Raw genomic sequence first — 19,134 nt, forward strand, 5'->3', positions numbered from 1 at the left:
TCAGAAACGCGGCAGCTCCGGGTGGGGCAGCTCGTTGTTATGAACGTGCATGGCACCGAATTCTGCGCAGCGCGCCAGGGTGGGGATGTTCTTGCCCGGGTTGAGCAGGCGCTTCTCATCGAAGGCAGCCTTCAGTGCGTGGAAAACGCTGATCTCGTCAGGCTGGAACTGGCTGCACATCTGATTGATCTTTTCCCGACCCACGCCGTGTTCGCCGGTGATCGACCCGCCGGCGGCGACGCAAAGCTCAAGAATCTTGCCACCCACGTCCTCGGCAAGCTCAAGCTCGCCCTCCTTGTTGGCATCGAACAAGATCAACGGGTGCATGTTGCCGTCGCCGGCGTGAAACACGTTCGCCACCCGTAGCCCGCTCTCCTGGGACAGCGCGGCGATGCCCTTGAGCACCCGGGGCAGCTCGCGGCGGGGGATAGTGCCGTCCATGCAGTAGTAGTCCGGCGACATGCGCCCCACGGCGGGGAAGGCATTCTTGCGCCCGGCCCAGAACTTGGCACGTTCGATATCGTCGCGGGCCTGCTGGATATCCGTGGCGCCGGCTTTTTCCAGCACCCGGCGTACCGTTTCGCAGTCGTCGTCCACGTCCGCCTCGACGCCGTCGAGCTCGCAAAGAAGGATTGCCTCGGCGTCCAGCGGATAGCCCGCGCGGACGAAGTCCTCGGCGGCCTGGATGGCGAGTTTGTCCATCATCTCGAGCCCGCCGGGAATGATGCCCGCGGCGATGATATCGCCCACTGCCTTGCCGGCTTTTTCCACATCGTCAAAGCTTGCCATCAAGACCTTGGCGGTTTCGGGTTTGGGCAAAAGCTTCACGGTGATCTCGGTGACCACCCCAAGCATGCCTTCCGAGCCGTTCATCAGCGCCAGTAGATCGAAGCCTGGCGCATCAAACGCCTCCGAACCGAGCGTCATGTGTTCGCCTTCGATGGTCAGCACGTCGACGCGCAGCACGTTGTGCACGGTCAGACCGTACTTCAGGCAGTGAACGCCGCCGGCGTTTTCCGCCACGTTGCCGCCAATCGAACAAGCGATCTGCGAGGAAGGGTCCGGGGCGTAGTAAAGCCCGAAGGGCGCGGCCGCCTCGGAAATCGCCAGGTTGCGAACCCCCGGCTGAACCCGGGCAATACGTGCATCCGCATCGACATCGATGATCTTGTTGAAGCGTGACATCACCAGAAGCACGCCCTGCTCGAGCGGCAGCGCCCCGCCGGAAAGGCCGGTGCCCGCGCCACGGGTGACCACGGGCACGCCCAGTTCAAAGCAGCACTTCAAGAGATGTTCGACCTGATCGAGGCTTTCCGGGAGTGCCACGAGCATGGGCAGCACGCGATACGCTGCCAGGCCGTCGCACTCGAACGGGCGCAGGTCTTCCTCCCGGTGAAGCAGGGTAAGAGTGGGCACCGCGCGCTGGAGTTCGCGCAATACCTCGCTTTTGTCACGGTCGATCAGCTCGCCGTCGAGGCGCGCGTCATAGAGGATATTCATAGCCATCCTGTTGTTTTGTCGTACTCATGTCTGACGTACCCGCGTTGACTTGACAAGGGCGAGGCGCCGTCGATATCGGTTAATCTGAGCTTTTTTTGTGTAGCTGTCCAGCCTGTGGTGCAATGGTCTGACCAGTTATTCAAGGCCCGCTACAAGGAGGCAGGCGTGACGTTGGCACCTTTTGAAACCCCGATGGGGCGGCGAACCCCGGAGCATGTGGCGGCCAGGATCGAAGAGCTGATTCTGGAGGGCGTGTTTCGCCCGGGACAGCTGTTGCCATCGGAGCGGCGGCTTTGCGAGCGCCTGGGCGTCTCCCGGGCTTCCTTGCGCGAGGGGTTGCGCATCCTGCGCAGCAAGATGATCATCGAGACCCGCCAGGGGCGCGGCTCGGTGGTGGCTTCGCTGTTGCCCATGAACCAGCAAGGCCCCTTGATGCATCTGTTTCGCGACCATCCGCGCACGCTGTTCGATCTGCTGGAAGTACGCGCACTGCTGGAAGGTGAGTCGGCTTATCTGGCCGCCCGGCGAGGCACGTCGATGGACCGGGTGCTGATTACCCGGCGCTATCAGGAAATGGCCGACTACGTGGCCGACAACGATGACATCGAGGTGCAGCAGCTGGCCCGCCTTGACCACGCCTTTCACCTGGCCGTTTCCCAGGCCTCGCACAATCCGGTGCTGGTGCATACGCTGCAAAGCCTGACCGATCTGCTGTTGAGCTCGGTGTTTGCCTCGGTGAAACATCTTTATCACCACTCGGGCCCGCGGGCGATGATCAACCATCAGCACGAAGAGCTTTTTCAAGCGGTGATAAAGGGCGACCCGGACGAGGCCAAACGCATCGCGCTCGAGCATTTGAGCAGCATCACCGAACTGTTGCGCGAGCTCGACGCGGAAAGCGAGCGCCTCGAGCGCTCCTCGATGCGTTTGGAGGAGTGGCGCTAGTTCAGGGCTCAGGCATTGGCGGCGTTGGGGCTCTCGTCTTCGATGACGCCGGCAAGCGTTGCGACTTCGAGCTTGTTGCACAAGTGATCGCGCAGAACCTGGCCGAGCTTTTGGCTATCGCGTTGTTCAAGCGCGTTGATCATCGCTTCGTGGTCCTGAACGGCTCGGTGCCAGAAACTGTCTGTCATTTTCTTGGAGTAGCGTACGCGCTTTACCCGCTGGCTCAGGTTGCTGTACATCTCCTGGAGGACCTCGTTGTTGGAGGCCATGAGAATGTGCTCGTGTATCTGCCGGTTGACCTCGAAGTAGCTCATCAAATCCCGCGACTCGTAGTGCGCGAGCATCTTGTCGTGGAGTTTGCGGATAATGGCGATCTCGTCACTGCTGATATGCTGGCAGGCCAGCTCGCCGGAGAGCCCCTCCAGCGCGGCCATCAGATCGTAGGTATCCTTCACCTTTTTAAAGGTCAAGCGCACCACTCGAGCGCCCCGGTTGGGTAGAAGCTCGATCAGCCCTTCGGCAGCAAGTACCTTGAGCGCCTCGCGAAGCGGTGTACGCGAGACGCCGAAGGTTTCGCAAAGCTCTCTTTCCGAAATACGCTCACCCGGCGCCAGTTCGCCGTGTTCGATCAAATCGCCAATGCGGTCGGCCACCTCGCGGTACAGGTTGCGCTGCAAAATTTTGGTCATGGCACTGTCCTTATAACGTGACTCACGCATCCCGTGGCGCTGCTCGAAGACGAGACGCAGTGGGCGGCGCTTTTTTCCTATAGTGGCGATACGCCCTATCATCTGCAAAGATAATTATGAATTCAAATGCCCGGCGATACCTTCTCGTGTCGGGTGAATGCGTTCTTGTCGCTTGCCAACCAATAACGATAAAGGAAGATTTCCATGCCAAGCAATGTTTACCTCGCCAGCGTCCAGCTTACCCGAGCACAGGCCCGGCGTATTCTTGAAGGTGCCGTGCAGAAGGCGCGCAAGTTTGACCTGCCCCCGCTCACCCTGGTGGTTCTCGACGGCGGCGGCAATCTGGTGGCCGCCGAGCGCGAAGACGGCTGCGGACCGGTACGCTTTCCCGTTGCCAATGCCAAGGCCTACGCGGCCCTGGGGATGGGGATTTCGAGCGGCGTCATGGGGGAGCGCAATCAGGAACGTCCCGCTTTTCTTGCAAGCGTGGCCGCGGCTACTCAAGGCCAGGTCGTGCCGGTCGCCGGGGGCGTGCTGATTTTGAACGAGCACCAGTGCGTCATCGGAGCGGTCGGGGTGAGCGGGGCCTCTTCGAGTGAAGACCAGGACGTGGCCACGGCGGGGATCGAGACGGCAGGCTTATCGCCCGGTTTCGAGCCCTGAGTAGGCTTTTTTCTCGCTGAAGGCGGCGCCGACACCGGCGCCGCCTTTTTTTTATGTGTTTATTTAAATCTGATTATCAACGGTTTAACGCTTTGCATGAGACCGCGATACGAAAGTTTAATACCTAATTTTGAATTTTGAATTCAAATTGAAGTGGTGGAACAGCAAAGTGTGCCACTCAACAACAGCAAGACCAGCGCTTACTGCTTAACACCCCGTTATCAGTAAGGCTCGTCGGGTGCCATCGGGCGCCATGCCACGATGGTGACGAATTAAAAACAACAAGTGTTCGCCTGGAGTGCTCTATGAATTTCTTCAAACCCGCGTTAGTGGCTGCGGCCATCTCCCTTGGTATGGGCGCACTCGGCGCCAGTGCCAATACCGAAGTGCGCCTTGGCCATGTGGGGGGGCCGGGGTCGCTGTTCGAAATCACCGCCAACCGCTTTGCCGAACTTGCCAACGAGCGCCTCGATGGCGTCGCGGAGGTCAGCGTTTACGGCAACAGCCAGCTAGGTGGTGACGAATCCATGCTGCGCCGGCTGCGCCTGGGCTCGCTGGATCTCACCATTCCTTCGACGGTGATGAGTTCGGAAGACGAGCAGTTCGCCCTGTTCGAGATGCCCTACCTGATCGAAGATCGCGAGCACATGAAGCGTGTACGCGACGAGGTGGTGCGTGGCCCGCTTGCCGAGGCCTCGCAAGCTCGCGGCTTCAAGATTCTCGGCGTATGGGAGAACGGCTTCAGGCAGATCACCAACAACGTGCGCCCGATTAACGTGCCGTCGGATCTCGAGGGCATCAAGCTGCGCACCCCAAGCGGCACCTGGCGTATCGAGATGTTTCGAAGCTACGGCGCGGCTCCCTCGCCCATGTCGCTCTCCGAGGTCTTCGTCGCCCTGCAGACCGGCGCGATGGACGGCCAGGAAAACCCCCTGATCCAGACCTATTCCTCGCGCTTCCAGGAAGTGCAGGAGTATCTCTCCATGTCCAACCACGTCTATACCCCGGCGTACCTGGTCGCCGGCGCGAGCTGGAATCGCCTGCCCGAAGAAGTGCGCACGGTGCTCGAAGAGGTTGCCCTGGAAATCGAGGACTTCGCACTCGAAGAGGGCGCGCGCCTCGATGAAGAGATCCTGGCCCGTATGGAAGAAGAGGGCATGCAGATCAACGAGGTGGATTTCGAAGCATTTTCCGAAGCCTCCGAGCCCATCTATGCCGAGTTCGCCGATGAGGTCGACAACGGCCAGGACCTGATCGACCAGGTCAACGCGCTGCGCGAATAACCATTATCGCTCGAGGCGCCCGTTAACCGGGCGCCTCTCGGCTCGGGAGGTTTCAATGAGTACTTTTGATACGTTCAAGAAAGGCTATTTCACCTTTCTCGAAGCGATCGTGGTGGTGCTGGTCATCGCACTCGCCGGCGTGGTCACCATCGGGTTCGTGACGCGCTATCTGGGCTCGCCGCTTAGCTGGTACGACGAGCTGGCCGCGGTGCTATTGGCCTGGGTGACCTACTACGGCACCGCCCTGGCGGCGGCGAAGGGCGCCCATATCACCTGTCCCAGCGTTCTGAACATGTGCCCGCCCGCCATACGCGTGCCTATCGCGCTGCTGGCCGAGGCAATCACCATCGGCTTTTTCGTCTTTTTGGGGCTGGCAAGCTATCAGGTCATCCTGATTCTCGACGGGGTGAACATGGTCAGCCTGCCGTCGATTTCCATGCAGTTGACCCAGTCCGCCATTCCCGTGGCGTCCGTTCTCTTCATCATCGCCGAGTTATTGCGCCTGCCCGATATCATCAAGCAAGCGCGAGGTAAGGGGTTCATCGACCACGAGCTCGAAGAAGCCGGGATCGATGCCGATGAAGTCGAAGCCGTCAGCACACAACAGCGAGGATAGGTAAACGACATGGTGATTCTCTATATCTTCCTGGCACTGATCGTGCTGATTCTGATCAACGTGCCCGTGGCGGTTGCACTCGCCCTGGTGGGCACGGCGGCCACCTTCATGACCTACGGCAGCATGGCGATGCCCACCGTCGGCATGACGATGTTCGAAGGCGCCACCAACTTCCCGCTCATCGCGATACCGCTGTTCATTCTGGCCGGTGCCATCATGAACGCCTCGAGCATTTCGCGGCGCTTGATCGATCTGGCCATGGCCATGGTCGGTTTCATCAAGGGCGGGCTTTCGATGGTCACCATCGGCGCCTCGGTGTTCTTCGCAGAAATCTCCGGCTCGTCGGTGGCCGGGGTTTCGGCGATCGGCAGCATCCTGATTCCTGCCATGCGCAAGAAAGGCTACTCCAAGGAGTTCGCCGCCTCGATCTCCTCGTCGGCGGCGAGTCTTGCGATCATTTTGCCGCCTTCCATCCCCATGATTCTTTACGCGGTGATGTCCGGTGAATCGGTGGTGCAGATGTTCGTCGCAGGCATCTTCCCCGGGCTTCTCGGCGCGATGGGCCTGGCAGCGATGTGCTACTACCTGGCGCGCAAGTACAACTTCCCCTCGGAAGGGCGCTTTCGCCTCTCGGTACTCGGCACGGCGCTGAAAGAAGCGGTATGGGCGCTGCTGATTCCGGTCATCATCCTGGGCGGCATCTTCGGCGGTTTCGTGACCGCCACCGAAGGCGCGGCACTCGCCGTGTGCGTGGCGATCTTCATCAGCGCGGTGATCTATCGCGAGTTCACGATCAAGAACTTCATCGACTCCTGCAAGAGCGCCGGCGTACAGACCGCGGTGGTCATGCTGCTGGTGGCGGCGTCCGCCGTGGTGGGCGGGTATCTGACCGAAACCCGCGTGCCCCAGGGCATCGCCATGCAGATCAGTGAGTGGACCGACAATCGCTACGTCATCCTGGCGCTCTTGAACATCATTTTCCTGATTCTGGGCATCTTCCTGCACTCCGCGGCCGCCATCATCCTGGTGGTGCCGATCGTGCTGCCCCTGGTGATCGAAGTGGGAATCGACCCGCTGCACTTTGGCTTGATCGTCACGCTGAACCTGGCCATCGGCCAGCAGACCCCGCCGGTGGCGAGTGTACTCATCGCGTCGTGCTCGATTGCCAAGTCCGATATCTGGGCGACGTCGAAAACCAACCTGTGGTTCATCGCGGTGCTGTTCACCATCTTGATGATCAACACCTATATTCCTGCCTTTGCGCTGGCGCTGGTCAACTTCGTCTATGGCACCTGACCCATGACCACGAAAGGAGAAAGACAATGACGCAGAAATCGCAAAAGCCCAAGACGGATAGCGTCCAGTTCGAGGTGAAAGAAGGGGTCGCCTGGCTGGGCTTCAACCGCCCGCAAAGCCGCAATGCCATGACCTGGGAGATGTACAACGCGCTCGAGTACTACTGCGACACACTGATTGATGATAGCGGCGTGCACGCCCTGGTACTTTTTGGGGTGGGCGGCGAGGCTTTCGTGGCCGGCACCGATATTACCCAGTTTGCAGGCTTCGACAAGCCCGCGGATGCCATCGACTACGAGCGGCGCATCGACCGGGTAGTGGGCAAGCTCGAGCGCTTTCCCAAGCCTACGCTTGCGCTGATCGAAGGGGCCTGTGTGGGCGGCGGGGCGGCGCTGGCGCTGGTGTGCGATTTCCGCTACGCCACGGCGTCGATGAAATTCGGCGTCCCCATTGCCAAGACGCTGGGCAACACGCTCTCGATCACCAACGTCTCAAGGCTTCTGGAGATGCTGGGCACCGCGCGCACCAAGGAAGTGCTGATGATGGCGCGGCTGGTCAGCGGGGACGAGGCGCTGGAACTGGGTCTGGTCAACGCGCTGTTCCCCGCCGAGAGTATTCATGACGAAGTGAGTAAGCGGGCGGCGGATTTCTTGAAGCGCGCCCCGCTCACGCTGCAGGCCAGCAAGGCCTTGATCAATCGCGTGCAGCAGGCGGGGCGGCTCTCGCCGGATGCCGGTGATGACTGGGTCAGCATCTGTTACATGAGCGAGGACTTCGGCGCGGCGGTGGACAAGTTCGTCAACAAGACCCCCTTCGAGTGGTCTGGCCGCTAACAAGGCAAGGAGATAAGCGCATGCAAGCGTTGAACAATATCAAGGTACTCGATGTATCCCAGATCATGGCCGGGCCCTACTGCACCATGGTGCTGGCAGACATGGGCGCGGAGGTGATCAAGGTCGAAAAGCTCAATGGCGGCGACGACAGCCGTCAGATGGGCCCGTACGTGAACGGCGAATCCACCTGTTTCTCTCAGATCAACCGTAACAAGAAAAGCATTTCGCTGAACCTGAAAGAGGCGCGGGGCCGGGAGATTTTCTACCAGTTGGCCCGGGATGCCGACGTCATCGTCGAGAACTACCGCCCGGGTGTGACGAAGTCGCTGGCCATCGACTACGACACCATCAAGGCGATCAACCCGAGTATCGTCTACTGCTCGATTTCCGGGTATGGACAGACCGGCCCCTACAGCCACAAAGGCGGCTTTGACCTGGTCGCCCAGGGGATGACCGGGCTGATGTCGATGACCGGCGAGCCCGGGCGGCGTCCGCTCAAGACCGGCATCGCGGTCTACGACATCGGCGCCGGGATCACCGCCGTCTACTCGATACTCGCCGCGCATATTCACAAGATGAATACCGGCGAGGGTCAGCATATCGATATCGCGATTACCGAGTGTGGCTTGCCGTGGTTCACCTGGGAGGCGGCCGCCTACTTCGCTGAAGAAACCCTGCCCGAGCCCACCGGCTGGCGCCACCGGGTGTCGGCGCCGTACCAGGCGGTCAAGGCAAGCGACGGCTATCTGATGCTGGGCTGCGCCAACCAGCGCACCTGGGAGCGCTTGTGTTCTGATGTGCTGGGCAAGCCCGAATTGATGGAGGATGCCCGGTTTCTGACCAATCATGACCGCGGCCAGCACGTCGACGAGCTGGAAGCACTGCTGGAAGAGTTGATGGCCGCGCGCACGGTGGACGAGTGGCTGACCCTTTGCGACAGCGCCGGCGTCCCCGCCGGGCCGATCAACAACTTCGCCGAGGCATTGAGAGACGAGCACTATCTGGCCCGGGACATGGTGCAGGAGATGGAGCACCCGGTGATCGGCAAGATGAAGACCATCGGTTTTCCCAGCAAGTTCTCCCAAACGCCTTCGCAAATCCGCAGCGCAGCGCCGCTTTTCGCTCAGCACACCGACGAGGTGCTCGGCGGGCTGGGCATGAGCCAGGCGCAGTTGGATACCCTGCGTGACGAAGGCTGCATCAAGTAGCGGGCGTTTTTTTAAACAGCTTAATTGCATTCATTATCCAAATATCGAAGCGACAACAACAAAAGGACATCATCATGTTGAATCTCGACTTTCACCCCACCGGCCGCCACTTCCTGCAGATTCCGGGCCCCTCGCCGGTGCCGGATCGCATTCTGCGCGCCATGAGCCTGCCCACCATCGACCACCGCGGCCCGGAGTTCGGCGCGCTGGGGTTGGATCTTCTAGCCAAGATTCAGAAGGTCTTCAAGACCGAGCATCCGGTGATCATCTACCCCGCCTCGGGCACCGGCGCCTGGGAGGCCGCACTGGCCAATACGCTATCGCCCGGTGATCAGGTCTTGATGTTCGAAACCGGCCACTTCGCCACGCTGTGGGAAAAGATGGCGCGCCGGCTGCAGCTCGAGCCCGAGTTCCTCGGTCTGCCCGGTCTGGAAGGCTGGCGTCAGGGTGTGCAGGCGGACATGATCGAAGCGCGGCTGAAAGACGATAGCGAGCACGTCCTCAAGGCGGTGTGTGTGGTGCACAACGAAACCTCTACCGGTGTGACCAGCGACATCGCCGCGGTGCGCCGGGCCATCGACGCCGCCGGCCACCCGGCGCTTCTGATCGTCGATACCATTTCCGGGCTTGCCAGCGCCGACTACCGCCACGACGAGTGGGGCGTGGACGTGACCGTCTCGGGCTCGCAAAAGGGCCTGATGCTGCCGCCGGGCATCAGCTTCAACGCGCTCTCGCCCAGGGCGATCGAGGCGAGCAAGAATGCCAAGCTTCCCAAAAGCTTCTGGGCCTGGGACGAGATTCTGGAGGCCAACAAGAACGGCTACTGGCCCTACACGCCCAGCACCAACCTGCTCTACGGGTTGAACGAAGCACTCGACATGCTGTTGGAAGAAGGCATGGAGCATGTACTCGAGCGCCACGCGCGCTGGGGCGCCGGAGTGCGCGCGGCGGTGAAGGCGTGGGGGCTGGAGATTCAGTGCCAGGACCCGGCGCTGTATTCCCCGGTACTCACCGGCGTGGTGATGCCCGAGGGCGTGGATGCCGACGCGGTGCGCAAGCTCATCTACGAGCGCTTCGACCTTTCACTGGGCATGGGGCTTGGCAAGGCCAAGGGCACAATGTTCCGGATCGGTCACCTGGGCGACTGCAACGATCTCACCTTGATCGCCACGCTCGGCGGCTGCGAGGCGGGGTTGAAGCTTGCCGGGGTGACACTTCAGGGAAGCGGTGTCACCGCCGCACTCGACTATTTCTCTGAGCATCCAGGTCGGTTTTCCCGCGATCAATCAGGCCAGTAGGCCGGGGGGCACGCCATGACATCACTGACGCAACCGCCTCGCTCAGCCAGCGCCAGGGTCAAGCCGGTGAGTGAGTTTGCCGCCAGGCTATCTCGGGAACTCGCCGGTGACGTACTTTTCGACCCCGGCAGTCGCGGGCGCTACGCAACCGATGCTTCGATCTATCAGATCACACCGACAGGGGTGGTGATTCCGCGCCATCAGGAGGATCTCAAGATAGCGCTGGATATCGCCCGAGACTTTGAGGTGCCGGTGCTCGCCCGCGGGGGCGGCACCAGCCAGTGTGGGCAAACCGTCGGCGAGGGGCTGGTCCTCGACACCACACGCTGGCTCAACCAGATCCTGGAGTTCGATGCCCAAGCACAAACCGTGATCGTGGAGCCTGGCGTGGTGCTGGATCACCTGAACGCCTGGCTCAAACCTCACGGGCTCTGGTACCCGGTGGATGTCTCTACCAGCGCCCAGTGCACCATTGGCGGCATGGCGGGCAACAACTCCTGTGGGTCGCGCTCGATCTACTACGGCAACATGGTGCACAACGTCCTGGGGATCGAAGCAGTGCTTGCCGACGGCAGCGAAGTGAACCTCGGCTTCGTGGATGAAATGGCCAAGGGCAGCCGAGAAGCCGACCTTGCCGGCCGGGTAAAAGCCATTGCCGAGCGAGTCAGCCCGGAGATTCGCGCGCACTTTCCCAAGGTACTGCGCCGGGTGGGCGGCTACAACCTGGATCTGTTCGACTGCCAGAACCCGATTCCCTATGACCCTCAGGGCCGGGCGAACCTGGCGCACCTGTTCGTCGGCTCTGAAGGGACGCTGGGCGTCAGCCGGCGCATCAAGCTTCGGCTTTCGCCACTGCCGGAGCAGAAGGTGCTGGGCGTGGTGAACTTCCCGACTTTTTATCAGGCAATGGACCTTACCCAGCACATCGCCAAGCTCGGGCCCATGGCAGTGGAGCTCGTTGATCGCACCATGATCGAGCTGTCGCTTGAAAACCCCGCCTTTCGCCCGGTAATCGAGAAATCCCTGATCGGCCGGCCCGAGGCGATGCTGCTGGTGGAATTCGCCGGTACCGATCGCAACGAGCAGCTTCAAAGGCTTCAAGAACTCAACGAGCTGATGGGCGATCTGGGTCTTGCCGAGAGCGTGGTGAATATTCCCGACGCCGGTGAGCAGAAGGCCCTCTGGAACGTGCGCAAGGCCGGGCTCAACATCATGATGAGCATGAAAGGCGACGGCAAGCCGGTCTCGTTCATCGAGGACTGTGCGGTGCCGCTCGAGCATCTTGCCGAGTACACCGACAAGCTTACCCAGGTCTTTCACCGTTACGGCACCGAAGGTACCTGGTACGCCCATGCCGGCGCCGGCACGTTGCACGTACGCCCGATTCTCGACATGCGTCGGGGCGGGGCGGAGAAGATGCGCGAGATCGCCGAACATGCCTCGAGTCTGGTGCGCGAATACAAGGGCGCCTACTCCGGCGAGCACGGCGATGGACTCTGCCGAGGGGAGTGGGTGGCCTGGCAGTTTGGCGAGACCGTCAACGACGCTTTCAAGGAGATCAAGGCGCTGTTCGACCCCGGCAATCGGTACAATCCTGGAAAGATCGTCGATACCCCGAAGATGGACGACGAGCGCTACTTTCGCTTTCCCTCGACCTACAACCGCATTCCGGTCACCCCGGTGTTCGACTGGTCGGCCTGGAACGTGGAGCGCGACCCGCTCACCGGCGAGCAGAGCCCGCCGGGTTCGGCGGGTGACGCCACCCACGGCCTGGCCATGGCGGTGGAGATGTGCAACAACAACGGGCATTGTCGCAAGTTCGATGCTGGCACCATGTGCCCAAGCTACCGGGCAACGCTGGATGAAAAGCACCTCACCCGGGGCCGCGCCAATACGCTGCGCCTGGTGCTTTCCGGCCAGCTCGGCAACGAGGGCCTGGCCAGCGACAGCGTGAAAGAGGCGCTGGATCTCTGTGTTTCCTGCAAGGGGTGCCGCCGCGACTGTCCCACCGGCGTGGACATGGCCAAGTTCAAGATCGAGGCGCGCACGGCACGGGCTCGGCTCAAGGGGCTCTCGCTTCGCGATCGCATGGTGGGGGAGATGCCCCGCTACGCCCCCTGGGCTGCCCGGGTATCGGGGCTGACAAAAGCCGTCGAGCGGCTGCCCTTTCTGGCCGTGCCGATCAAGAAAGCGCTGAAGCTAGCGCCGCAGCGCGCCTTCCCGGCGTTCACGGGCAACTATCTGGCAGAAGATCATCGCCGAGGCGACGGGGAGGCAGGCCTGCGCGAAGTGCTGCTGTTCGTGGACACGTTCAACAACTACATGGAAAGCGCCAACGCCCGCGCCGCCCAGCGCGTGCTGGAAGCGGCGGGGTATCGGGTTCATCTGAACGTGACCAAGGGCCAGCGGCCGCTGTGCTGCGGGCGCACTTATCTTTCCGCCGGGCAGTTCGACAAGGCCAAGGCGGAGGCCAGGCGAACGCTGGATCACCTGATGCCGTTTGTCGAACGTGGCGTGGCGGTGGTGGGGCTGGAGCCTTCGTGTCTGCTCACGCTGCGCGATGAGTTCCTGCAGTACGGCTTTGGTGAGCAGGCCCAGGCGCTTTCCGAGTCGGCCTACCTGTTCGAGGAATTCCTGGTCAAGGCCAGAGCTGCCGGCGAGCTTTCCCTGAAACTTTCTCCGTTAGCGACCAAGCGCGCCATGCTGCATGGGCACTGCCACCAGAAGGCGTTTGATGCACTCAAACCCGTCGAGGAAGTGCTGAGCTGGATTCCCGAGCTCGAGGTCAAAACCATCGAATCCTCCTGCTGCGGCATGGCGGGAAGCTTCGGTTATGAAGCCGAGCACTTCGCCGCCTCGCAAAAGATGGCCGAGCTGAGCCTTTTGCCCGCGATTCGCGAGTGTGAGGCAGACACCCTGGTGGTGGCCGATGGCACCAGCTGTCGCCACCAGATTCACGATGGCACCGGGCGGGACGCCATTCACGTTGCCCGCGTGCTGGAACAAGCGTTAGCCTAAGCGTGACGTGAAAAGCGTAGTGGATCGACGATACAACGAACAACAGGAGTCTAACGTGGCCATTTATCAATTTGGTGAGGAACGTCCGGATATCGCCGACGGTGTCTACATTGCCGAAACCGCGGATGTGATCGGTAAGGTGATGCTCAAGACGCGCGCCAGTGTCTGGTATCAAGCCGTGCTGCGCGGCGATACCGAACGCCTGGAAGTGGGCGAGGACAGCAATATCCAGGATGGCGCGGTGCTCCACGCCGACCCGGGCTTTCCCTTGAAAGTGGGCAAGGGCGTCACCGTCGGCCACCAGGCCATGCTTCACGGCTGCACGGTGGAGGATGGCTGTCTGATCGGCATTCAGGCGGTGATTCTCAACGGCGCAGTGATCGGGGAGAACAGTCTGGTCGGGGCCTGCGCCTTTGTGAAGGAGGGCGCGGTGTTTCCGCCCAATTCGCTGATCGTGGGCTCGCCTGCGCGGGTGGTGAAGGAGCTGCCTGAAGGCGCAGTGGAAGGGCTCAAGTTGAATGCCCAGAGCTATGTCGAACGAGGCCAGCAGCATGCCAAGGAGCTCAAGCGTATCGGTTAGTGAAGCGTGTCGATCCTTGAGCGGCTAAAGAAAAACCACCCCGAGGGGTGGTTTTTTTACGCTTGACGTTCGTTGCCGTGAAGCTACATCAGCGTATCGGTGACACCGAGTACGTAAAACGCGAGCAGAGCGATGATGCCGGCGAAGGTGATGTAGTAAAGCGTGGGCAAAATGGTGATGCGGATCGTTGCCCCTTCACGCCCCAGCAGGCCCACAGTGGCAGACGCTGCAACCACGTTATGGATGGCGATCATGTTGCCCGCCGCCGCGCCCACGGCCTGAAGCGCGACCATCATCGCGGTGGAAAGCCCCAGACTCTGGGCCACGTTGAACTGAAACTCTGAAAGCATCAGGTTCGAGACCGTGTTGGAACCTGCGATAAAGGCGCCCAGCGCTCCGACGGCAGGCGCGAAGAGCGGGTAGATATCCCCCACGCCGTTGGCCACCGCCTGAGCCATCATCACCGGCATGGAGACCAGATCCGCCTCGTTCACCCCGGAGTTGATCAGAATGCGCACCATCGGCACGGTGAATACCAGCACGAAGCCTGCGCCGAAGATGGTCCTGGTGGACTCCGACATCGCCGCCTTGAGCTGGCTGCCGTTCATCTTGTGCAGGAAAAAGGTGATCAGCACCACGGCGATGATGATACCGCCCGGCAGGTACAGGGGCTGCACGCCGCCGCTCACGCCGGTTTCGCCCAGAATATTGGCCCAGTTCAGGTTGATGGACGTAAGCGCGGCTTGTAGCGGCTCGATAGTGCGCGAGGCCACCAGGAAGATTGCCAGCAGCACGTAGGGAATCCAGCCGCGCAGCGTGGACATGGGCGCCTGGCCTGCCACGTCATCGAGCTTGATCTGCAGGTTGCCGATCCATTCGTCCGGCCAGGATTTGGCTTCGGGAAAGTCCCAGGTGTCCTTGGGCAGCAAGAAGCCCTTGCGCGCCGCCGGCACCACGATGGCAAGACCTACCATCGCACCAATCATCGAGGGAAATTCCGGGCCCAGGAAAACGCCGACCAGCATGTACGGCACCACGAAGGCGATACCGGTAAAGATCGCGAAGGGCGTAATCGACAGGCCCTCTTTCCAGGACTTGTTGGCGCCGAAGAAGCGCACCATCACCGTCACCAGAATCAAGGGCATCAAAAGACCGATGATGCCATGGGTGATGACGACTTCGCTGGTGATCAGTTGAAAGAACACGTCCCAGGACGAGCCGTTGGCGGCCAGGTCGGCGGTGACGCCGTTACGGTCAAGCCCGGTGCCCACGCCTACGATGATCGGCGTGCCCACGGCACCAAAGGAGACCGGGGTAGATTGCAGCATCATGCCCACGACCACGGCGGCCAGGGCGGGGAAGCCGAGTGCGACCATCAGCGGCGCCGCCACGGCAGCGGGGGTGCCAAAGCCCGAGGCACCTTCGATAAAGCAGCCAAACAGCCACGCCACGATCAATGCCTGTACCCGGCGGTCCGGGCTGATGCCGGAGAAGCCATTACGAATGGCGGTGATGCCCCCGGAGTGCTTGAGCGTGTTGAGCAGCAAGATCGCCCCGAAGATGATCCACAAAAGCCCCGCAGTCTGGATCAAGCCCTGAATGGTGGAGGCGGCCACTCGGTTGAATGTCATGTCCCAGGCGGTCAAGCCGATGATTGCCGCGGTCAGAAAGACGATCGGCATGGCGATCCTGGCGGGTATCTTGAAGCCAATCAGCAAAATACCTGCAAGCAACAGCGGCAGAAACGCCAGTAATCCAAGTATCGTATCGCTCATGAAAAAAACGGCCCCTTGTATTGTTAATCGGCTACGCTTTCAAGTTATCGACGCCGGGCGCGCGCACCACCTCGACGGTTCCACGTGCAAGATACGATCAGCCGGGCACCATGACTACATTGGAAAATTGGTCTTACCAATCATCAGGTTGCCTGAGCGGTCGTTAAAGCTGGATCGTTAAGCTTAAGTTTTTGTATATCCTAATTTTTTCAATAAGCGGTATGTTGGGTGGCTTACCTCGATCATTAGACTAATAGATAGTGAGTAAAGCGTCCGGCAGTCAATCCTTGCCGCTTGCGTGAAGCGATCATGGGCGCCATGCTGGCTGGTATAGTTCACAAGAGAGGTAATCCGATGGAGCGTATTGTCTATGACCTGTGCGGGCGCGACGAGCGGCTGCGTTTTTCACCCTACTGCTGGCGTGTGCATATGGCGCTGGCGCATAAGGGGCTTGCCTTTCGCACGGAGCCCTGGCGCTTTCAGGAAAAGGACAAGATCGCCTTTGCCCACCACGACAAGGTGCCGGTACTGGTAGATGGCGAAACGGTGGTGACCGACAGCTTCGAGATCATGCGCTATCTGGATAAAACCTATCCCGAAGCCCCGGTTCTCGGAGAAGGGGCGGGTTACCAGCGCGCGCTCTTTTTCAAGCTGTTTGTCGAGCGCAGCGTCGCTCCCGCGCTTTTTCGCATCGTGGCCATGGATCTGTTCGCTGCCATTCACCCCGATGACCGCGACTACTTCCGGCAAACCCGGGAGGCCAATTTCAAGATGCGCCTGGAAGAGGTGCACAACCCCGAGGAGGGGCGCAAGCAGCTTGACAAGGTGCTCGCACCGGTCGAGGCGCTTCTGGACACGTCTCCTTTTATCGACGGCCAGACCCCCGCCGGCGCCGACTATCTGCTGTTTGGCAGTATGATGTGGGCGCATGTGGTATCGCAGGAAGCGCTTTTCGAGAAAGGCGCGCCCGTCGCGATCTGGTTTGAAAAAATGTTGAAAGTTCATGAAGGTATCGCCGGAAAAGCGCTTACCGTTCGCGATATATAGCGATAGCGGACGGGGGTGTTACAAATATTATGTTGCGCTGCACAAAAGGCGCTGCTAGCTTGAGGGTAGCTAAGGCATTCGCTTTGCTATCGACCGCCCAGCCATGCGTGTCGAATCGCTAACTTATCAGGAGGTTATGTGATGGATAGGACCGCAGAAAACACCAAGCAGCAGTTCGAGTCGGCTTTGGTATCACCCATGCGTTCATACACGCTGGCAGCGCTTGACTACTACGAGCGCCTTGTAAGCGCCCAGATGGACGCTGCTCGCGCTTATTCCGACATGAGTATTTCCCAGGCCCGTACCTGGCTGGATGTGAAAGACGCCGACAGCTTCAAGCGTGCGATGCAGACCCAGCAGAAAACAGCGTCTGACTTCATGGAGCGCATCAAGGGCGACTCCGAAAAAGTGACTTCCATCGGTCAGGATTTCATGCAAGACAGCCAGAAGATGGCTGAAGAGAACACTCAAAAAGCGGCCGATACCCTTAACAAGTAATCAGGGCAGCCGTTTTCAAAGCCGCGCTGAAGCGCGGCTTTTTAGTGGGCGAAACAAACGTTTGGTGGGTGAAACAAAAGCGCTCACGTTCTGGCTGCCTGTTCGCCAAGGGCTATCAAGCGAAAGCGGGCAATACGAACAATCTGCTCTATCGCCGTGCGGCGCTCGATCTCAAGCGGGTTGTTCAGACGCCTTTCAAAGGCATCGAGAATAGCAAAGCGGTCGAGCCCCTTGACGGCGATCACGAACGGGAACCCGAATGTCTCCTTGTAGGCACTGTTGAGCGCTTCAAAGCGCGTAAACTCGTCGGCCGAGCATTGATCAAGCCCCGCGCCTGCCTGCTCGCTTTTGGATGAGGCGGTCAAGTCGCCGGCCATCGCGGCCTTGCCGGCCAGATCCGGGTGAGCCTGAATCACCTCGATCTGTCGCTCGGGGGCGGCTTTCAACAGTACGCTGCCCATTTTTTCGGCAAGCGCCGCCGGGCCATCGTGGGTTTCGTCCAGCCCTTCTTGCCATGCGTTTTCGGCAACCCAGGGGGAGTGTTCGAAGATATCGCCGTAGTGGTCCAAAAACGCCTGAAGGCTGCATTGGCTGGGGGCAGGGGACAAGGGGGGGAAGGTTTCGTTTTTAGAGTGGGGCACAGCGCATTCTCCATAACGTACGTCGAGGACATTAGCGTATACAATCAATAGTATCACCCGTTATCTTTGACCTATAGGTCAAGTGACCCAGACCCCGGAACATCAAGGAGCAGCTATGGGATGGCTAACCACCCACGTACTGGATACGGCTAAAGGACAGCCCGGCGAAGGCATTACCATCGAGATATTCAGGATTTCCGCCGGCACTCGGGAGCACCTGGGCAGCGTGGTGACCAACAGCGACGGTCGCTGCGATGGCCCGATTCTGCAAGGCGAAGACTTCCAGGAGGGTGAGTACGAGCTGGTCTTCCATGCCGGCGACTACCTGCGCACCCACGGCGTCGAAGCACACGAGCCACGCTTTCTGGACGTCATTCCGCTGCGCTTTGGCGTCGCCGACGCCACCCAGCACTATCATGTACCGCTACTGCTTTCTCCCTACGGCTACTCGACCTATCGCGGCAGCTAAGCGTCACGGCGAGGCGTTACGTCAATGACCGCAAGGAGAGGCCATGAGTGCAGACCAGCCAACGATTAAACGACGTCCGCTCGAGAAGGAGGGCGACGAGCGCCACGAGTCGATTTATCGCGCGGTAAGCGATGCCATAGTGGAGCATCGGCTCAAGCCCGGCGCGCGCCTGCGTGAAGACGCGCTGTCTGAAGTGTTCGGTATCAGCCGCACCGGCATTCGCAAGATCCTCCAGCGCCTGTCACTAGAACAGCTGGTGACCCTCACACCCCGGCGCGGCGCCAGCGTCACCCGACCCACCGCCGAGGAAGCCAAGGACGTGTTCGATGCCCGCCAGCTCGTGGAGTGCGGGCTCATGCGCGATGTCGCGCGCCGGCTGACCCCGGCCGATGCCATCGAACTTCGCGCCATCGCCTCAGACGAGCGTCAGGCGCTACGCGGCGGCCAGCAAAGTGTGGCCATTCGCCTGTCGGCGGATTTTCACGTACGCCTGGCCCAGCTATCCGGCAACGCGACCCTTGCCGAGTTTGTCGAGCGCCTTTGCTCGCGCTCCTCGTTGATTCTGGCGGTCTACGGCCATCGCGGCCATCTGGGTTGCGAATCCCACGACCATGACGATCTCATCAATTACCTGGAAGCCGGCAACGCCGAGCGCGCCCAGGCGTTCATGAGCCGCCACCTGAAAGCGATCGAAGCGTCGCTTTCCATGGTGGACGAAGAGGAGAGCGTACCGGATTTGCAGCAGATATTCGCAGACCAGCGTTAACCGTAAAGA

Annotated in this window: 18 protein-coding genes; 14 read left to right on the forward strand and 4 right to left on the reverse strand. The window is 60.6% G+C overall.

The genetic code is table 11. The features are described 5' to 3' along the window. On the reverse strand, positions 1 to 1,500 hold the full coding sequence (gene glcD / locus ACWF8S_RS03115) for a glycolate oxidase subunit GlcD (RefSeq protein WP_447555364.1): 1,500 nt from the start codon (positions 1,498 to 1,500) through the stop codon (positions 1 to 3). A 192-nt stretch (positions 1,501 to 1,692) separates the two neighbouring features. Here glcD and glcC point away from each other — a divergent pair, with 192 nt between their 5' ends. Continuing rightward, positions 1,693 to 2,445, forward strand: coding sequence for a transcriptional regulator GlcC (gene glcC, locus ACWF8S_RS03120; RefSeq protein ID WP_447556542.1), 753 nt, complete (start codon positions 1,693 to 1,695; stop codon positions 2,443 to 2,445). Between the two features lie 8 nt (positions 2,446 to 2,453). Here glcC and ACWF8S_RS03125 read toward each other — a convergent pair whose 3' ends face one another. Then, positions 2,454 to 3,134, reverse strand: a complete 681-nt coding sequence (locus ACWF8S_RS03125) for a GntR family transcriptional regulator (RefSeq protein WP_447555365.1) — start codon at positions 3,132 to 3,134, stop codon at positions 2,454 to 2,456. A 204-nt stretch (positions 3,135 to 3,338) separates the two neighbouring features. On the opposite strand from ACWF8S_RS03125, the gene ACWF8S_RS03130 reads away from it, so the two are divergent. The 9 genes from ACWF8S_RS03130 to ACWF8S_RS03170 all read left to right on the forward strand — a co-directional run bounded on the left by ACWF8S_RS03130 (position 3,339) and on the right by ACWF8S_RS03170 (position 13,929). Then, positions 3,339 to 3,797 carry a GlcG/HbpS family heme-binding protein gene (locus ACWF8S_RS03130; protein WP_447555366.1) on the forward strand — a complete coding sequence of 153 codons (459 nt, stop codon included), beginning with the start codon at positions 3,339 to 3,341 and terminating at the stop codon, positions 3,795 to 3,797. A 305-nt stretch (positions 3,798 to 4,102) separates the two neighbouring features. Then, positions 4,103 to 5,080: a TRAP transporter substrate-binding protein gene (locus ACWF8S_RS03135; RefSeq protein ID WP_447555367.1), complete on the forward strand. Its 978-nt coding sequence runs from the start codon at positions 4,103 to 4,105 to the stop codon at positions 5,078 to 5,080. Between the two features lie 55 nt (positions 5,081 to 5,135). After that, positions 5,136 to 5,696: a TRAP transporter small permease gene (locus ACWF8S_RS03140; RefSeq protein ID WP_447555368.1), complete on the forward strand. Its 561-nt coding sequence runs from the start codon at positions 5,136 to 5,138 to the stop codon at positions 5,694 to 5,696. A 9-nt stretch (positions 5,697 to 5,705) separates the two neighbouring features. After that, the gene (locus tag ACWF8S_RS03145) at positions 5,706 to 6,992 is read left to right on the forward strand and encodes a TRAP transporter large permease (RefSeq protein ID WP_447555370.1); all 1,287 of its coding nucleotides are present in this window, start codon (positions 5,706 to 5,708) and stop codon (positions 6,990 to 6,992) included. A gap of 26 nt (positions 6,993 to 7,018) precedes the next feature. Then, positions 7,019 to 7,825 carry an enoyl-CoA hydratase gene (locus ACWF8S_RS03150; protein WP_447555371.1) on the forward strand — a complete coding sequence of 269 codons (807 nt, stop codon included), beginning with the start codon at positions 7,019 to 7,021 and terminating at the stop codon, positions 7,823 to 7,825. Positions 7,826 to 7,845: 20 nt separating this feature from the next. Further along, positions 7,846 to 9,033: a CaiB/BaiF CoA transferase family protein gene (locus ACWF8S_RS03155; protein WP_447555372.1), complete on the forward strand. Its 1,188-nt coding sequence runs from the start codon at positions 7,846 to 7,848 to the stop codon at positions 9,031 to 9,033. 74 nt (positions 9,034 to 9,107) lie between these two features. Beyond that, positions 9,108 to 10,331, forward strand: coding sequence for a pyridoxal-phosphate-dependent aminotransferase family protein (locus ACWF8S_RS03160; protein WP_447555373.1), 1,224 nt, complete (start codon positions 9,108 to 9,110; stop codon positions 10,329 to 10,331). 15 nt (positions 10,332 to 10,346) lie between these two features. Beyond that, positions 10,347 to 13,349, forward strand: a complete 3,003-nt coding sequence (locus ACWF8S_RS03165) for an FAD-binding and (Fe-S)-binding domain-containing protein (protein WP_447555374.1) — start codon at positions 10,347 to 10,349, stop codon at positions 13,347 to 13,349. Positions 13,350 to 13,404: 55 nt separating this feature from the next. After that, positions 13,405 to 13,929 carry a gamma carbonic anhydrase family protein gene (locus ACWF8S_RS03170; protein WP_447555376.1) on the forward strand — a complete coding sequence of 175 codons (525 nt, stop codon included), beginning with the start codon at positions 13,405 to 13,407 and terminating at the stop codon, positions 13,927 to 13,929. Between the two features lie 83 nt (positions 13,930 to 14,012). Here ACWF8S_RS03170 and ACWF8S_RS03175 read toward each other — a convergent pair whose 3' ends face one another. Then, positions 14,013 to 15,704, reverse strand: coding sequence for an L-lactate permease (locus ACWF8S_RS03175; protein WP_447555377.1), 1,692 nt, complete (start codon positions 15,702 to 15,704; stop codon positions 14,013 to 14,015). A gap of 354 nt (positions 15,705 to 16,058) precedes the next feature. Between ACWF8S_RS03175 and ACWF8S_RS03180 the strand changes: the two genes are divergently transcribed. Then, positions 16,059 to 16,751 carry a glutathione S-transferase N-terminal domain-containing protein gene (locus ACWF8S_RS03180; RefSeq protein ID WP_447555378.1) on the forward strand — a complete coding sequence of 231 codons (693 nt, stop codon included), beginning with the start codon at positions 16,059 to 16,061 and terminating at the stop codon, positions 16,749 to 16,751. A 141-nt stretch (positions 16,752 to 16,892) separates the two neighbouring features. Then, on the forward strand, positions 16,893 to 17,249 hold the full coding sequence (locus ACWF8S_RS03185) for a phasin family protein (RefSeq protein WP_447555379.1): 357 nt from the start codon (positions 16,893 to 16,895) through the stop codon (positions 17,247 to 17,249). Positions 17,250 to 17,332: 83 nt separating this feature from the next. Here ACWF8S_RS03185 and uraD read toward each other — a convergent pair whose 3' ends face one another. After that, positions 17,333 to 17,890, reverse strand: coding sequence for a 2-oxo-4-hydroxy-4-carboxy-5-ureidoimidazoline decarboxylase (gene uraD, locus ACWF8S_RS03190; RefSeq protein ID WP_447555380.1), 558 nt, complete (start codon positions 17,888 to 17,890; stop codon positions 17,333 to 17,335). A 115-nt stretch (positions 17,891 to 18,005) separates the two neighbouring features. Here uraD and uraH point away from each other — a divergent pair, with 115 nt between their 5' ends. Both uraH and ACWF8S_RS03200 read left to right on the forward strand, forming a co-directional pair. Beyond that, on the forward strand, positions 18,006 to 18,359 hold the full coding sequence (gene uraH / locus ACWF8S_RS03195; protein ID WP_447555381.1) for a hydroxyisourate hydrolase: 354 nt from the start codon (positions 18,006 to 18,008) through the stop codon (positions 18,357 to 18,359). Between the two features lie 43 nt (positions 18,360 to 18,402). Next, positions 18,403 to 19,125, forward strand: coding sequence for a GntR family transcriptional regulator (locus ACWF8S_RS03200; protein WP_447555382.1), 723 nt, complete (start codon positions 18,403 to 18,405; stop codon positions 19,123 to 19,125). The last annotated feature ends 9 nt before the right edge of the window (positions 19,126 to 19,134 follow it).

This window comes from Vreelandella xerophytica, from assembly GCF_968048975.1.

Bases quoted from the DNA above. Each gene is read 5' to 3' on its own strand.
- glcD (WP_447555364.1), bottom strand. From the start codon at position 1,500: ATGAATATCCTCTATGACGCGCGCCTCGACGGCGAGCTGATCGACCGT.
- ACWF8S_RS03130 (WP_447555366.1), top strand. From the start codon at position 3,339: ATGCCAAGCAATGTTTACCTCGCCAGCGTCCAGCTTACCCGAGCACAG.
- ACWF8S_RS03140 (WP_447555368.1), top strand. From the start codon at position 5,136: ATGAGTACTTTTGATACGTTCAAGAAAGGCTATTTCACCTTTCTCGAA.
- ACWF8S_RS03145 (WP_447555370.1), top strand. From the start codon at position 5,706: ATGGTGATTCTCTATATCTTCCTGGCACTGATCGTGCTGATTCTGATC.
- ACWF8S_RS03185 (WP_447555379.1), top strand. From the start codon at position 16,893: ATGGATAGGACCGCAGAAAACACCAAGCAGCAGTTCGAGTCGGCTTTG.
- ACWF8S_RS03150 (WP_447555371.1), top strand. From the start codon at position 7,019: ATGACGCAGAAATCGCAAAAGCCCAAGACGGATAGCGTCCAGTTCGAG.
- ACWF8S_RS03155 (WP_447555372.1), top strand. From the start codon at position 7,846: ATGCAAGCGTTGAACAATATCAAGGTACTCGATGTATCCCAGATCATG.
- glcC (WP_447556542.1), top strand. From the start codon at position 1,693: ATGGGGCGGCGAACCCCGGAGCATGTGGCGGCCAGGATCGAAGAGCTG.
- ACWF8S_RS03135 (WP_447555367.1), top strand. From the start codon at position 4,103: ATGAATTTCTTCAAACCCGCGTTAGTGGCTGCGGCCATCTCCCTTGGT.
- ACWF8S_RS03125 (WP_447555365.1), bottom strand. From the start codon at position 3,134: ATGACCAAAATTTTGCAGCGCAACCTGTACCGCGAGGTGGCCGACCGC.
- uraH (WP_447555381.1), top strand. From the start codon at position 18,006: ATGGGATGGCTAACCACCCACGTACTGGATACGGCTAAAGGACAGCCC.
- ACWF8S_RS03180 (WP_447555378.1), top strand. From the start codon at position 16,059: ATGGAGCGTATTGTCTATGACCTGTGCGGGCGCGACGAGCGGCTGCGT.
- ACWF8S_RS03200 (WP_447555382.1), top strand. From the start codon at position 18,403: ATGAGTGCAGACCAGCCAACGATTAAACGACGTCCGCTCGAGAAGGAG.
- ACWF8S_RS03160 (WP_447555373.1), top strand. From the start codon at position 9,108: ATGTTGAATCTCGACTTTCACCCCACCGGCCGCCACTTCCTGCAGATT.
- ACWF8S_RS03175 (WP_447555377.1), bottom strand. From the start codon at position 15,704: ATGAGCGATACGATACTTGGATTACTGGCGTTTCTGCCGCTGTTGCTT.
- ACWF8S_RS03165 (WP_447555374.1), top strand. From the start codon at position 10,347: ATGACATCACTGACGCAACCGCCTCGCTCAGCCAGCGCCAGGGTCAAG.